Raw genomic sequence first — 14269 nt, forward strand, 5'->3', positions numbered from 1 at the left:
CATTCCACTTTTCAACAGGAGATGTTATGAAACATACCAAATCCAAATTAGCCGTATTGACGCTTTCCGCTCTTTTTGTACTCACAGCTTGTACCTCAAATCAACAACATGCTGAACAGCAATTACAAGAGCAAGCCGTGCTAGGCTTAAACTGGGTACAACAATCTGGTGAATATCAAGCCTTAGCCTATCAAGCCTTTAATATGGCAAAAATTGCCTTTGACCAAGCGAAAGCTACCAAAGGTAAAAAGAAAGCGGTTGTAGTGGATCTTGATGAAACAATGATGGACAACAGTGCTTATGCGGGTTGGCAAGTGCAAACAGGTCGCAGTTTTAATGGTGATGACTGGACACGTTGGGTGAATGCACGGCAGACCGCGGCTGTACCGGGCGCAGTTGAATTTAATAACTATGTAAACAGCCACAACGGTAAAGTTTTCTATGTTTCTAATCGCAAAGATGCCATAGAGAAAGCGGCTACACTTGATGATTTAAAAACACTGGGTTTTGTTGGCGCAAGTGAAAACACGCTCTATTTGAAAAAAGACCAATCAAATAAATCCCCTCGCTTTGCAGAAATAGAGAAACTTGGCTATGACATCGTCCTTTATGTGGGTGATAATCTCAATGATTTCGGTGATGCGACTTATAAAAAATCCAATGCAGAACGCAGAACATTTGTGCAAGAAAATAACCAATTATTTGGTAAAAAATTTATTATGCTACCAAACCCTAACTATGGTGATTGGGAAGGGGGATTATCACAAGATTATTATAAAAGCGCTGAGCATCGGCTTAATATCCGCCACAACGCAATTAAAGCATGGGATGGAAAATAAATTTTTTCACCAAGATTAAGCGATAATATGAACAATCTGCCTATGTCCCAATAGGCAGATTAATTTCTATTTAATTCTCGCAGGGCGAGCTAAATGCTCAAGAGCATTAAATAGAAATTAACGAATTTACATTTTCTCTAACAAAGGAATATTATGTCGGTTTTAGCACGTTACCATTCTTATGAATCCTGTGGCACCGTTGATGGGCCAGGTATTCGCTTTATTTTATTTTTACAAGGCTGTTTAATGCGTTGTAAATATTGCCATAATCGTGATACTTGGGATTTACACGGTGGCAAAGAAATTTCCGTAGAAGAATTAATGAAAGAAGTGGTAACTTATCGCCATTTTATGAATGCAACTGGTGGTGGCGTAACCGCATCTGGTGGTGAAGCCGTATTGCAAGCAGAGTTCGTGCGTGATTGGTTCCGCGCTTGTAAAAAAGAAGGAATTCACACTTGCTTAGATACTAATGGCTTTGTACGCCATTATGATCATATTATTGATGAACTGCTTGATGTTACTGATTTAGTTTTGCTCGATCTAAAAGAACTCAATGATCGCGTTCACCAAAATTTGATCGGCGTGCCAAATAAACGTACGCTTGAATTTGCTAAATATTTACAAAAACGCAATAAGCCAGTTTGGATTCGTTATGTTGTTGTACCTGGTTGGACGGACAGTGATGAAGATGTGCATTTGCTCGGCCAATTTATTCAGCATATGGATAACATCGAAAAAGTTGAGCTGCTTCCTTACCACCGTTTAGGCGCGCACAAATGGGAAACAATGGGCGAAAAATACGAATTAGAAGATGTTAAACCGCCAACAAAAGAATCCCTTGAGCATATTAAACAGATTTTGGAAGGCTATGGTCAAACTGTAACCTATTAATTTATAAATTTTTGTGTAAACCGTGCTAGAATAGTGCGGTTTTTTTTCAGCAGATTTAACAAATAGAACAAAGGTAATCAATGAAACCCTCTATTATCAGTAAATTAGATAGTTTAAATGAACGCCACGAAGAGCTAGAAGCCTTGCTTGGTGATGCCTCAGTCATTAGCGATCAAGAAAAATTTCGTGCCTATTCAAAAGAATATGCCCAACTTGAAGATGTGGTGAAATGCTTTGCACGCTGGAAACAGTTAAATAGCAATATGGAAGAAGCTGAATTATTGCTCGATGATCCAAGTATGCGTGAAATGGCACAAGAAGAAATTGAAGAATGCAAAACCGAAATTGAGCAAGTAGAAGCGCAATTACAAATTTTATTACTGCCGAAAGATCCTAATGACGAATATAACTGCTATTTAGAAATCCGCGCAGGAACGGGCGGTGATGAAGCAGGGATCTTCGCAGGTGATTTATTCCGTATGTACAGCCGCTATGCGGAAAGTAAGCGTTGGCGTGTGGAAATGCTCAGTGCGAATGAAAGCGAGCAGGGCGGTTATAAAGAAGTGATCGTCAAAATCAGTGGTGAAAATGTGTATGGTCAGTTAAAATTTGAATCAGGCGGACACCGAGTTCAACGCGTGCCAAAAACGGAATCGCAAGGACGAATTCATACTTCCGCTTGTACCGTGGCGGTCATGCCAGAATTGCCAGAAAGCGAATTGCCAGAAATTAACCCAGCGGATTTGCGCATTGATACTTATCGTTCATCAGGTGCAGGCGGTCAGCACGTTAATACTACCGATTCAGCGGTGCGAATCACCCATATTCCAACAGGCATTGTAGTGGAATGTCAAGAAGAGCGTTCACAACATAAAAACAAAGCCAAAGCAATGTCAGTGCTAGCTTCTCGCATTGTGCAAGCAGAGCAAGAGCGCCAAGCCGCGGAGCAAGCCGACACACGCCGCAACTTGTTAGGCTCGGGCGATCGTTCGGATAAAATCCGTACCTATAACTATCCACAAGGCCGTGTTACCGATCACCGCATCAACCTAACAATCTATCGCTTAGATGAAGTGATGAACGGCAAAATGGACGAATTAATCCAACCAATCATCACCGAATACCAAGCTGATCAGCTTGCAGCGTTATCAGATCAAGGATAATTAGCCAGTTAATTCGCTAAGAAAAAAGAAAAGTGCGGTATAAAAACGAGAAAAAATACTGTAACTTAATATAATAAAAAAGGCTTGATTTTCACATCAAGCCTTTTGTTTTACCTTAATTTTTATTGCACCAACAAATAAAAGTTGGTTTTGCCACGCAAAATATTTAACGCGATAGTAGAAGGTTTATCTTTGAGTGATTTACGCAGTTGGTCTAGGCTCTCAACTGGAGAGCGGTTTATGCCGATAATCACATCACCGTCTTTTAAGCCTAAGCGTTGAGCCAGAGAGTTATCCTTAACTTTGCTGATCGCCACGCCTTTTTGCCCTTTTTCGTTGTAGTTACTTAGCTCAGCACCTTCTAAGGCTGGAAGAACATTGTCTGCACTGGCTTTGGCTTGCTCATCGGTTTGTAAGGTAACTTTAGCGGTTTTGCTATCACCATCACGCAAGTAAGTCAGCTCAATTTCTTTGCCTGCGCCAGTGGTTGCGATTTTAGCGCGCAATTCTGCAAAACTTGCTAATTTTTGACCATTCATTGCGGTAATGACATCGCCCGCTTGAATGCCAGCTTTTTCTGCGGCTGAATCAGGCAACACTTCACTCACAAATGCCCCTTGTTGAGTGCTAAGTTTTAAGGCTTTTGCCAGATCTGCATTTAATTCCGCGCCTTTAATACCTAATAAACCACGGCGAACTTCACCAAATTCCAAAATTTGGTTTACTAAGTTATTTGCCATATTACTTGGAATAGCAAAGGCGATCCCTGCATTACCACCACTTGGTGAAATAATTGCAGTATTAATACCAATTAATTCACCGTTTAAGTTGAGCAATGGGCCACCTGAATTACCACGGTTTACGGCGGCATCAGTCTGAATGTAATTTTCATAGCTACCACGTTCGGAACCAGTGGAACGCCCAAGCGCTGAAACAATGCCAGAAGTAACAGTTTGTCCTAATCCGAAAGGATTTCCAATCGCCACAGTAAAATCACCTACGCGTAATTGATCAGAGTTCGCCATCTTAACTGCGGTGAGATTTTTTGGATTTTCTAACTCCAATAATGCCACATCAGAAAGCTCATCTGCACCCACAAGTTTGGCTTTAAATTCACGCCCATCTTCAAGTTTTACGGTGATTTTATCCGCTTGATCAATAACGTGATTATTGGTTAGCACATAGCCTTTTTCCGCATTAATAATCACCCCAGAACCAATACCTTTAAAGTTACGCGGTGAATTATTACTAAAAACATCAGGGCCAAAGAAAAATTTAAATTCTTCTGGAATATCATCATTTTGGAAGCGTGATTTTTGTTTGCCCTCCACCGCAATAGATACTACCGCTGGCAGAACACGTTGCAACATTGGTGCTAAACTTGGTACAGCTTGGCCTTCCACTTGTGTTGGTAAGCTCGCTTGAGCCACCATTGACGTGCTTAATACACTTAAACCTAATGCAATACTGCTCAATAAAAAATGTTTTCTTTTCACTTAATTTCTCCATTTCGTTACTAAGTTGTCATTTTAAGATATGAACAAATTTTCGTTTTTAAAGAGAAAATGGCGCACTTTTGCTGATTATTTTTCGTAAGAAATTTGTTCATTGTTCAGCTTAAGACAAAGGAAATAGAAAATTGTTCGAAAACAAGGTGCAAAATTTTCTTTTTTAACAAAGAAAGATCCTAAGCACTAGATCTTAGCTAATTTGCACCCATCTAGTATTATTTTATGTAAAAAGTGCGGTGTTATTTTGCCAAAATTTTTTGTACCGTAGCGGCGACATCTTCTGCTTGCATAATGGTGGAAATCACCGCGACACCGTCAGCACCTGCTTGTAATAGAGCGGGAACCTGTTCTGTTTTTATTCCACCAATGGCAACCAAAGGCTTATTGATGCCTTGTTGGCGCAAGGTGGAAATAAAGTGAATGCCCACAACAGGGGACGGATCTTCTTTAGAAAATGTGGTAAAAATTGGCCCACAGCCATAGTAATTCACGCCGAGAAAGGCGTTATGGCGTTGAGCTTGTTGCAAGGTATTGACGGATAAGCCAATTAACATTTTGCCTTCAATTTGTTGGGCTAATTGTTCTACAGGCGTATCTTTTTGCCCAACGTGAATGCCGTCTGCGTGCAATTTTTCTGCGAGTTGAACATCATTATTCATAATAAAAGGCACATTATATTGTTTACATAAATCTTGGCATTGGCGGGCAAGTTGCTCAATTTGTTGCGGATCTTGCAAGGAAAATTGCCCTTTTTCACGAAATTGATAACAAGTAATGCCGGCCTTTAACGCCTGTTCTAAACGCTCTAACAGAGTTTGTTGTGGCTGGCTTGCATCATATTGTGGCAGATGACGGCAATCTTGCGTACCTGCCACTAAATAACAGCGTAAAATTGATTTATCCATTTTTTTGCTCCTGTGAATAAGCCCAGTGATTGGTTGGGCCGTGTCCGTGTCCGATATTTAAAGGATGAGTGATCGCACTTGTAATAAAGGCTTTGGCAGTTTTGCAGGCTTGCGCTAATGATTGTCCTTTGGCAAGTTCAGCGGTTAAGCAAGCGGAAAAGGTGCAGCCTGTGCCGTGGGTATGTGGCGTGTTAAAACGTGGGCTTTCCAAGACAAAAGATGTTGTCGGCGTGAAAATAAAATCTTGGCATACCGCACTTTTGCTATTTTGCTGATGGCCACCTTTTATAATCACGGTTTTTGCGCCCATTTGTTGTAAACGTTCAGCAATTTGCGTAATACTGCGCTGATCTTCAGCTTTCAATCCTGTTAAGGCTTCTGCTTCAGGCAGATTTGGCGTTAGTACATCGGCTAAAGGCAATAGTTGCTCACGCATCGCTTGAATTGCCGATTGCTCCAATAAACTCGCGCCCCCTTTGGCGATCATCACAGGATCGATAACCACATTCGTAAATGGGTGCTGACGCAAAAAAGCGGCCACGGTTTGGATAATTTCAGCCGTGCCGAGCATACCAATTTTTACCGCATTGGGCGTGAAATCTGCCACAATTGCCTTGAGTTGCGCTTCAATGGTGCTAAGGGGAATCAAATGAATATCCGTTACGCCTAAGGTGTTTTGTGCGGTAACGGCGGTAATTACGCTCATTCCAAATACATTACGCATTTGAAAGGTTTTCAGATCCGCTTGAATACCCGCACCGCCGCCGCTGTCTGAGCCAGCAATGGTCAGGGCTTGTGCAATATGAGTCATTGTTGATCCTTATTTTTCTATGAGAACCTGTGCGAATTGTGCCACTTGTTGATCACTTAGCTCGCCAAGCTGATCTAAAAGTGCGGTGTAAAATTGCCCATATTTTGTGCTTCCTAAGTCTTTCGCTGCCAGTTGCCCTGCCACCGCATAGGCCGTACTGGCTTGCACTACCGCATTAAAAGGTTGGTTTGGATCGACCGCTGAAAATGCCCCTAACACCGCGCCAAGCAAACAGCCTGACCCCGTGATTTTAGGAAACATTGGCGTGCCGTTATCAATGGCTGCAACTTGCACGCCATCACTGATGTAATCTATCGCACCGCTCACTGCCACAACACATTGATGACGTTGCGCAGCCAGTTTTGCAATTTGTTTTACATCGCCTTCGCCTTGCCCTGCGTCCACGCCTTTCGCCGCCCAATTCACTCCTGCTAGCTGGGCGATTTCCCCGGCATTGCCACGAATGGCGGTGAATTTTACCTTGCTCAGTAATTCGGCCACCACGTCCTTGCGGTATTGCGTTGCCCCCACGCCCACAGGATCAAGCACCACAGGAATACCGGCTTTATTCGCTGCTTTGCCAGCCGCCAACATTGCTTTTACTTTGAAAGGATCGAGCGTACCAATGTTAATTACCAAGGCTGAACTAAATTGGGAAAGATCCGCCATTTCTTCTTCGGCATCCGCCATAATTGGTGATGCACCCAAGGCTAACAACCCATTCGCTACATAGTTTGCCACCACAATGTTGGTGATGTTGTGGATTAAAGGATTGGTTTGGCGAATTTTCGTGATTAAATTAAAGTCCATTTTTTTCTCCTATGAATAAAAATCAAGCGTAAAAAAAGCCCAGTCCCATTGCCTTTATAATAAAAAATCATCTATAAAATCAATGTGATAGGGAATGATGTTGTGGAATGACGATTTGAAAATAGAAAAGGGAAGAATAAAGTGCGGTCAAAAATAGACAGATTTTTTACAAAAAGCGTTTTCATAATAAGTTTCCTACGTCAGTGCTAACTGGATCAGGTTCAACGGGTATTATCTCAGCTACACAAGGCAGCACCCCGACTATTAATGGCTTATAACATCGCAATTTCTCTGTAAGAGTCTAATAGTCTTTTGATAACTCTTGATTGTATCTCCTTGAAGATACTTATATAAAATTTTTTAGTAACTTTTCAAATGTGATTTAGTTATAGCTCTAATTAACTTTCTACTTATTTAAAAATAATTTACTCCATGTAGGATAAAATTTCTTATATCCTTTGATCTTCGTAATAAATCTAATAAACGCCTCTCTTCATTATTTATTGCTATAATCCCTCTTTCTCCAAAAAGTATATAATTAATATCAACTCCCTCTAATCCTAGCTTTATTAAATAGTCGACTCTAGGCATAATTCGATCATGCTCATATTTGAACTGAGCTTGTGATCTAACGCCTCCTAATTTTGCAAATGCTCTTTGAGTTAACCCCATTCTCTGTCTTTCTTCTTTTAAACGATGACCAATACACATAATACATCTCTATTCTATATAAAAACTTTGACAACTTTGATTAGCTGAGAATATATCTATCTAAAATATACTAAGCAATTAATTTACTTTACAAAGAAATAAACAGAAACACAATCTCACCACTCAGAATTTCCGCATTTTGCACAAAGTATTTTTTCGTTTTGCGAGCAAGATCGCAAAAATTGTTTAATAAGATTGCGAAAGTGCGGTGCTTTTTTCATCATATTTTTATTTTTAATTGTAGGCGTAGTAGGTGTAGGGTGGGCTTTAGCCCACCATTTTTATCAAGGTTGTCAATGCCAAAGTTATCCAATCCCAAATGGTGGGCTAAAGCCCACCCTACGTTTCTACGTTTCTTATGAGAGAGTCAGAAATAATGCCAAATTATCGGAGAGATTTTACAAAAGGCGCGTGTTATTTTTTTACATTAACATTGCAAGATCGTACAAAATGTTACCTTACTCAGCATATAGAAAAATTACGGCAAGCCTATCAAGAAACAGTGAGAAGGTATCCCTTTGAAACCATCGCAATTTGTGTGTTACCTGATCATCTGCATTTCATAATGCAATTACCACAGGATGATGATAATTATTCTAAGCGTATTGCTTTTTTTAAAACGATATTTACGAAATTATTACCAACGGCGTATCGCAATGAGAACCAAAGTCGCATAAAAAAGCGAGAAGCCGGAATATGGCAAAGACGATTTTGGGAGCATCGTATCCGTGATGAACGAGATTTGAACAATCATTTAGACTATATCTATTTCAATCCTGTTAAACACGGTTATGTTAATGCCCCCAAAGATTGGCCGTTTTCCTCATTTCGAAGAGATGTTGAAAGAGGATTTTTTCCATTGAATTGGGGTAGTTAATAAAAGGTGTAATCGGAGTGGCATAGAGGGTAGGGTGGGCTTTAGCCCACCGTTTTTTATGAATTGGGGACAAGGTTATTCAATCCAAAATGGTGGGCTGAAGCCCACCCTACGATTTACAACGATTTTTGTTTATAAAGGTAATTTTTAATCTTATATAGGAATGAAATTTTCGCTTAAATTAGATGTGATTTTATGGCTGGTGATTGGCGCAGGCTTGAGCTTGCTTTATGTGCCGAAAGCCTTGTTGCTTGGTGTTGAGTTAATACTTTGCACTGTGGGAATTGGGAGCTTAGCTGTTTTGATAGCTTATCTTTTCGCCTATTACAAAATCGCAAAAGGGCTGGTTTATGGCGTGATTTTTGTATTGAGTCTAGGGTATTTTCATCATCAAGCGCTGCAAATTTTGAGCCAAGCGGAGCAGAGCGCGAGTTTAAACAAGATCAGCATTCCAATTAAGATCGAGAAAATCTTACATCAGCAAGATTATCAAACTGTGATCGCCACTGGGAAATTGACAGAAAATTTACCTAGCCAGCGAATATATTTGCAATGGCAAAAAAACACAGTAGATAAGGAGAAAGAGCAAATTAAAACAGGGCAAGTTTGGCAGGTAGAATTATTGCTCAAACCCTTATCAAGCCGTTTAAATCAAGGGGGCTTTGATCGGCAAAAATGGTATTTTTCACAAGGCATCACGGCGTATGGCAGAGTAAAAAGTGCGGTGCAAATTTCGCAAGATTTTGCGTGGCGAGAGCGATTATTGCAGGCCAGTTTTCAGCAGACTCAAGGCTTACCAATGCAAGGCTTATTGTTGGCATTAGGCTTTGGCGAACGGGCGTGGCTTAATACTGAGCATTGGCAAATTTATCAGAAAACCAACACAGCACATTTAATTGCTATTTCTGGATTGCATATTGGTTTGGCAATGTTGCTTGGCTTTGCTATTACAAGAGCGACACAGTTTTTCTTGCCCACGCATCGAATCGGGGCAATTTTGCCATTATTGTGCGGCGCTTTTATTGCTTTAATTTATGCCCAGTTGGCTGGGTTTTCTATTCCTACATTAAGGGCGTTACTTGCCTTGGGGTTGGTATGTTTGATCCGAGTGCTACGCTGTTATTATACGCCTTGGCAATATTTTCAATGTGTGGTGGCATTGCTTATTTTATGGGATCCGCTGATGTTACTTTCCGTTAGTTTTTGGCTTTCTGCAGGGGCGGTGGCAAGCCTGATTTTGTGGTATCAACTTGTGCCGTTAGATTTAATCCAATGGCAAATTTATCCCATTAAAAATCAGTGGGCGAAAAAAATCCTACGCTGGATTTTTTCCTTGTTTCATCTACAACTCGGTTTGTTATGTTTATTTACCCCGATTCAGCTTTATTTTTTTCACGGAATGTCTTTATCTGGAATGATGACGAACCTGTTAGCCGTGCCAGTGTTCAGTTTATGTCTTGTGCCAATGGTGCTGTTTGCGGTGTTGAGCCAAGGGGCGTTTAATTCGTGGCAAGGGGCGAATTATTTAGCAGAAAAAATCACGGCGTTGCTCAGTCAATGGCAAGGGAATTGGATCGATTTGTCAGAAAATCAATCGCAATGGGTCGTCATTTTGTTGCTCATTTTGGGGCTGGGGTATGTGTTTTATTTGCAAAAATCTTCGCAAAAATTGCCGCAAAGAGTGGCGAAAAATCCGATCTTAGCGGGGAAAAAGACAATCTCACTCAATGCAGAAAAATTGCCTAGTCCGTTATTTTTAAAAAGAATGAAGCCTATTTTTGCTGGGTTGCTTGGAATAATGCTGATGAATTTGGCGTGGCAAGAGATAAATGCACCTAAATGGCGATTGGAAACCCTAGATGTCGGGCAGGGTTTGGCAACATTATTGGTGAAAAATCAGCGTGGCATTTTATATGATACGGGCGCAGCCTGGCCTGGGGGAAGTATGGCGGAGCTAGAGATTTTGCCTTATCTGCAACGACAGGGGATCGTGCTAGATAAGCTGATTTTAAGCCACGATGATAACGATCATTCAGGGGGCGCTAGTGCGATTTTACAGGCGTTCCCACAGGCAGAATTGATCACGCCATCAGAAAAAAATCACACAAAAAACCACCGCATTTTTTGTACTCAGGGGCGACGGTGGCAGTGGCAAGGATTGCACATTACCGCGCTTTCCCCACAAAAGATTCGCAAGCGTGCAGAAAATCCAGATTCTTGCGTGTTGTTGATTGATGATGGGCAGTATAAAGTGCTTTTAACTGGTGATGCTGATAGCCAAACAGAACGGCAATTTGCTGATTTAGCAGGAAAAATAGAGATATTGCAAGTGGGGCATCACGGCAGCAAAACCTCTAGCAGTGAATATTTGCTTAAAACAACGCAGCCTAAGATCGCATTGATTTCGAGTAGCCGTGGTAATCCTTGGCATTTCCCCCATTCCGTGGTGTTGGAACGCCTAAAGGCGCAACAAAGTGCGGTGTATAATACGGCAGATTTTGGGCAGATCAGCCTGTTATTTTTCCCCGAACAGATAAAAATTTATACCGCAAGATCGGAGTTTTCCCCTTGGTATCGGGGATTAAGTATAGGGGATTAATTGGCTTGTCGGCAAAATAAGGGTAAAATGGCAAAGTTTTTTAACTGAAATGAATCAATTATGCAAGATAAAGACTTAACAACGCTGCAAACTTTCAAACGCTTATGGCCGATTATTGCGCCTTTTAAAGCTGGCTTAATTGCCGCAGCAATTACCTTAGTATTCAATGCACTAGCAGATGCAACATTAATACAAATGCTAAAACCGTTGCTTGATGATGGCTTTGGCAAAGCAGACGTGGGTTTTTTACGTTTAATGGCGGTTGTGGTGGTATTGGTCATCATTATGCGCGGCGTAACAAGCTTTGTATCCACTTATTGTTTAGCTTGGGTGTCAGGTAAAGTGGTAATGGCTATGCGACGCCTTATATTTAGGCATTTAATGTATATGCCGGTGCCGTTTTTTGATCAAAATTCAACAGGAAAATTGCTTTCGCGCATTACTTACGATAGCGAACAGGTCGCCAATTCTTCATCAGGATCCTTGGTGACCATTGTGCGCGAGGGGGCTTATATTATCTCTTTACTTGGTGTGATGATTTATACCAGTTGGCAGCTTTCTTTGGTGCTTTTCGTGATTGGGCCGATTATTGCGGTGCTGATTCGTATGGTATCGAAAAAATTCCGTGAGTTAGGTAAAAATATGCAAAACTCAATGGGGGAGCTGACCTCTTCCGCAGAACAAATGCTGAAAGGGCATCGCGTGGTACTTTCTTTTGGTGGACAAAAAATTGAAGAAGAACGCTTTAATAAAGTGAGTAATGATATGCGCCGTAAGGGAATGAAAGTGATGGTAGCAGATGCCATTTCTGATCCTGTGGTGCAAATTATTGCGTCTTTCGCCTTGTCGGCGGTGTTGTATTTGGCAACAGTGCCAGAAATTATGAGCCAAAACTTAACGGCAGGCTCTTTCACGGTGGTGTTTTCTTCAATGTTGGCAATGATGCGACCATTGAAGTCTTTAACGAATGTGAATGCGCAATTCCAGCGTGGTATGGCAGCATGCCAAACCCTGTTTGCTATTTTGGATATGGCAACTGAGAAAGACAACGGCACTTATGAAGTGGAAAAAGCGAAAGGAAATATTGCTTTCAAAGACGTTACCTTTAGCTATTCAGGCAAAGATCATCCTGCGTTAAATCATATTTCCTTTGAAATTCCGCAAGGCAAAACCGTGGCGTTGGTTGGGCGTTCAGGCTCAGGAAAATCGACTATTGCCAATTTGGTTACGCGTTTTTATGAGATTGAACAAGGGGAAATCACCCTTGATGGCGTGAATATTCAAGATTATACGCTGAATAATCTGCGTGAAAACTGCGCGGTGGTATCACAGCAAGTGCATTTGTTTAATGATACCATTGCCAATAATATTGCCTATGCTGCGGCGGATAAATATAGCCGTGAAGATATTATTAAAGCGGCTAAAGCGGCGCACGCAATGGAATTTATTGAAAAATTAGAAGATGGCTTGGACACCGTGATTGGCGAAAATGGCGCAAGTTTATCAGGCGGACAACGTCAGCGCTTGGCGATTGCGCGTGCCTTGTTGCGTAATTCCCCTGTATTGATTTTAGATGAAGCGACCTCTGCGTTGGATACAGAATCTGAACGTGCAATTCAAGCAGCGCTTGAAGAATTGCAAAAAGAGCGTACGGTTTTAGTGATTGCCCATCGTTTATCCACCATTGAAAAAGCCGATGAAATTTTGGTGATTGAACACGGTGAAATTAAAGAACGTGGCACGCATCAAGAGTTGCTTGCATTAAATGGTGCTTACAAACAGCTACATCAAATGCAATTTAATCATTAATCCTATGTTGGTGTACGAATTTTCCGCGTACACCAATCTATCCATTTTGATGAGGTGATAATGAATTTGTGGTATCAATCCAACCTTTTAGCAAAGGCGCTGAAGTGGTTATTATCACCTTTTGCCCTGTTATTTTTACTCATCACCCGCCTGCGCGCGTGGCTATATCAGCGCGGCATTTTGGCTTCTTACAAAGCGCCAGTGCCAGTGGTGATCGTAGGCAATTTATCCGTTGGTGGAAATGGCAAAACCCCTGTGGTCATCTGGCTAGTGCAACAATTACAGCAACGAGGCATTCAGGTTGGCGTGATTTCGCGCGGTTATGGTAGTAAAGCAAAAAGTTATCCCCGTTTGGTGGCAAGCCACGATGATCCAGTGGAAACAGGCGATGAACCCTTATTAATTGCTAAACGCACTAATGCCCCTGTGTGTATTTCACCAAATCGTCAGCAGGCGATAGAACATTTACTCGCGCATTTTCCTTGCCAAGTGATTATTAGCGATGACGGCTTACAGTATTATAAATTGCAACGCGATAAAGAAATTGTGGTGCTTGATGCGCAGCGCCAATTTGGTAATGGTTTTGTGTTGCCCGCAGGGCCACTGCGCGAGCCAATTTGCCGTTTAAAATCTGTCGATTGGATTATCAATAACGGCGCAGAAACACCTTTTAGCCAAACGGTAATGACATTAACACCGCAGGTTGCCATTCATTTGCAAACGGGGGAAAAGCGTCCTTTGCAGGATTTTGCCCAACAAAACATCACCGCTATTGCAGGCATTGGCAACCCACAGCGTTTTTTCTCAATGTTGCAAAAGTTGGCGATAAATGTAGTGGAAAGCCAGGCTTTTCAAGATCATCAAGCTTATGAGCTAGCGCTATTTGAAAAATTTGATAAAAACCAACCGCTCTTTATGACCGAAAAAGATGCGGTTAAATGCCAAGATTTTGCCCAACCCAATTGGTGGTATGTGCCTGTTGAAGCAGAAATTAATGATGAACAAAGTGAACAATTTATTGCTGCGTTGATCCAACAAGTAAAAACTGCACCAAAAAGCACCGCACTTTAATTTATCTGTTTTATGCACCGCCAGATGAAGCGGTTAAACATAGCCTTCTGAAAAGAAGTGGAGAAACTTTAATGAACGAAAAATTACTCGATATTCTTGCTTGCCCGATTTGTCAAGGGCGTTTGAAATATGACAAAGAAAATGAACAGCTGATTTGCACCTTTGAACAACTGGCTTATCCCATTGAGCAGGGCATTCCTGTGTTGTTAGCGGAGCGTGCAATTTCCTTGCAATCAGAAAACCAGAAACAAGAAAAAGCGCAATAAGAA

Annotated in this window: 13 protein-coding genes and 1 riboswitch; of the genes, 8 read left to right on the top strand and 5 right to left on the bottom strand. The window is 41.4% G+C overall.

What is annotated here, in order from left to right; genetic code table 11:
- Nucleotides 1-26 precede the first annotated feature (26 nt).
- From L5B76_RS10730 to prfA, 3 genes are all read left to right on the top strand, one after another.
- Nucleotides 27-839: a 5'-nucleotidase, lipoprotein e(P4) family gene (locus L5B76_RS10730; RefSeq protein WP_115249420.1), complete on the top strand. Its 813-nt coding sequence runs from the start codon at nt 27-29 to the stop codon at nt 837-839.
- A gap of 153 nt (nt 840-992) precedes the next feature.
- Entirely contained in the window at nt 993-1733 is a 741-nt protein-coding gene (gene pflA, locus L5B76_RS10735) for a pyruvate formate lyase 1-activating protein (RefSeq protein WP_115249421.1), read from the top strand.
- An 80-nt stretch (nt 1734-1813) separates the two neighbouring features.
- On the top strand, nt 1814-2896 hold the full coding sequence (prfA, locus tag L5B76_RS10740; RefSeq protein WP_115249422.1) for a peptide chain release factor 1: 1083 nt from the start codon (nt 1814-1816) through the stop codon (nt 2894-2896).
- A 122-nt stretch (nt 2897-3018) separates the two neighbouring features.
- Here the strand turns inward: prfA and L5B76_RS10745 are convergent, their stop codons facing one another.
- The 5 genes from L5B76_RS10745 to L5B76_RS10765 form a co-directional block, all read right to left on the bottom strand.
- Entirely contained in the window at nt 3019-4392 is a 1374-nt protein-coding gene (locus tag L5B76_RS10745) for a Do family serine endopeptidase (protein WP_265755412.1), read from the bottom strand.
- A 254-nt stretch (nt 4393-4646) separates the two neighbouring features.
- Nucleotides 4647-5312 carry a thiamine phosphate synthase gene (gene thiE / locus L5B76_RS10750; RefSeq protein ID WP_265755413.1) on the bottom strand — a complete coding sequence of 222 codons (666 nt, stop codon included), beginning with the start codon at nt 5310-5312 and terminating at the stop codon, nt 4647-4649.
- Nucleotides 5305-6123: a bifunctional hydroxymethylpyrimidine kinase/phosphomethylpyrimidine kinase gene (gene thiD / locus L5B76_RS10755; protein ID WP_265755414.1), complete on the bottom strand. Its 819-nt coding sequence runs from the start codon at nt 6121-6123 to the stop codon at nt 5305-5307. The genes thiE and thiD overlap by 8 nt, the downstream gene beginning before the upstream one ends.
- A 9-nt stretch (nt 6124-6132) precedes the next feature.
- The gene (thiM, locus tag L5B76_RS10760) at nt 6133-6933 is read right to left on the bottom strand and encodes a hydroxyethylthiazole kinase (RefSeq protein WP_265755415.1); all 801 of its coding nucleotides are present in this window, start codon (nt 6931-6933) and stop codon (nt 6133-6135) included.
- A gap of 175 nt (nt 6934-7108) precedes the next feature.
- Nucleotides 7109-7203, bottom strand: a riboswitch (TPP riboswitch).
- Between the two features lie 144 nt (nt 7204-7347).
- Nucleotides 7348-7644, bottom strand: coding sequence for a helix-turn-helix domain-containing protein (locus L5B76_RS10765; RefSeq protein ID WP_265755416.1), 297 nt, complete (start codon nt 7642-7644; stop codon nt 7348-7350).
- 358 nt (nt 7645-8002) lie between these two features.
- On the opposite strand from L5B76_RS10765, the gene L5B76_RS10770 reads away from it, so the two are divergent.
- The 5 genes from L5B76_RS10770 (at nt 8003) to L5B76_RS10790 (ending at nt 14266) form a co-directional block, all read left to right on the top strand.
- Nucleotides 8003-8521 carry an REP-associated tyrosine transposase gene (locus tag L5B76_RS10770; RefSeq protein ID WP_326938264.1) on the top strand — a complete coding sequence of 173 codons (519 nt, stop codon included), beginning with the start codon at nt 8003-8005 and terminating at the stop codon, nt 8519-8521.
- Nucleotides 8522-8684: 163 nt separating this feature from the next.
- Nucleotides 8685-11120 (top strand): DNA internalization-related competence protein ComEC/Rec2, encoded by a 2436-nt coding sequence (locus tag L5B76_RS10775; protein ID WP_265755417.1) that lies wholly within the window; start codon nt 8685-8687, stop codon nt 11118-11120.
- 60 nt (nt 11121-11180) lie between these two features.
- Nucleotides 11181-12929, top strand: coding sequence for a lipid A ABC transporter ATP-binding protein/permease MsbA (msbA, locus tag L5B76_RS10780; RefSeq protein ID WP_265755418.1), 1749 nt, complete (start codon nt 11181-11183; stop codon nt 12927-12929).
- 60 nt (nt 12930-12989) lie between these two features.
- Nucleotides 12990-14000, top strand: a complete 1011-nt coding sequence (lpxK, locus tag L5B76_RS10785; RefSeq protein ID WP_265755419.1) for a tetraacyldisaccharide 4'-kinase — start codon at nt 12990-12992, stop codon at nt 13998-14000.
- A 71-nt stretch (nt 14001-14071) separates the two neighbouring features.
- Entirely contained in the window at nt 14072-14266 is a 195-nt protein-coding gene (locus L5B76_RS10790; protein ID WP_265755420.1) for a Trm112 family protein, read from the top strand.
- Nucleotides 14267-14269: the final 3 nt, after the last annotated feature.

It is taken from the genome of Avibacterium sp. 21-594, assembly GCF_026226815.1.
In the GTDB taxonomy this organism is placed as follows: Bacteria; Pseudomonadota; Gammaproteobacteria; order Enterobacterales; family Pasteurellaceae; genus Avibacterium; species Avibacterium avium.

What these genes read in the sequence shown, in the direction of transcription:
- L5B76_RS10730 (WP_115249420.1), top strand. Translation starts at nt 27, where the DNA reads ATGAAACATACCAAATCCAAATTAGCCGTATTGACGCTTTCCGCTCTT.
- pflA (WP_115249421.1), top strand. Translation starts at nt 993, where the DNA reads ATGTCGGTTTTAGCACGTTACCATTCTTATGAATCCTGTGGCACCGTT.
- prfA (WP_115249422.1), top strand. Translation starts at nt 1,814, where the DNA reads ATGAAACCCTCTATTATCAGTAAATTAGATAGTTTAAATGAACGCCAC.
- thiE (WP_265755413.1), bottom strand. Translation starts at nt 5,312, where the DNA reads ATGGATAAATCAATTTTACGCTGTTATTTAGTGGCAGGTACGCAAGAT.
- thiD (WP_265755414.1), bottom strand. Translation starts at nt 6,123, where the DNA reads ATGACTCATATTGCACAAGCCCTGACCATTGCTGGCTCAGACAGCGGC.
- thiM (WP_265755415.1), bottom strand. Translation starts at nt 6,933, where the DNA reads ATGGACTTTAATTTAATCACGAAAATTCGCCAAACCAATCCTTTAATC.
- L5B76_RS10765 (WP_265755416.1), bottom strand. Translation starts at nt 7,644, where the DNA reads ATGTGTATTGGTCATCGTTTAAAAGAAGAAAGACAGAGAATGGGGTTA.
- L5B76_RS10770 (WP_326938264.1), top strand. Translation starts at nt 8,003, where the DNA reads ATGAGAGAGTCAGAAATAATGCCAAATTATCGGAGAGATTTTACAAAA.
- L5B76_RS10775 (WP_265755417.1), top strand. Translation starts at nt 8,685, where the DNA reads ATGAAATTTTCGCTTAAATTAGATGTGATTTTATGGCTGGTGATTGGC.
- msbA (WP_265755418.1), top strand. Translation starts at nt 11,181, where the DNA reads ATGCAAGATAAAGACTTAACAACGCTGCAAACTTTCAAACGCTTATGG.
- lpxK (WP_265755419.1), top strand. Translation starts at nt 12,990, where the DNA reads ATGAATTTGTGGTATCAATCCAACCTTTTAGCAAAGGCGCTGAAGTGG.
- L5B76_RS10790 (WP_265755420.1), top strand. Translation starts at nt 14,072, where the DNA reads ATGAACGAAAAATTACTCGATATTCTTGCTTGCCCGATTTGTCAAGGG.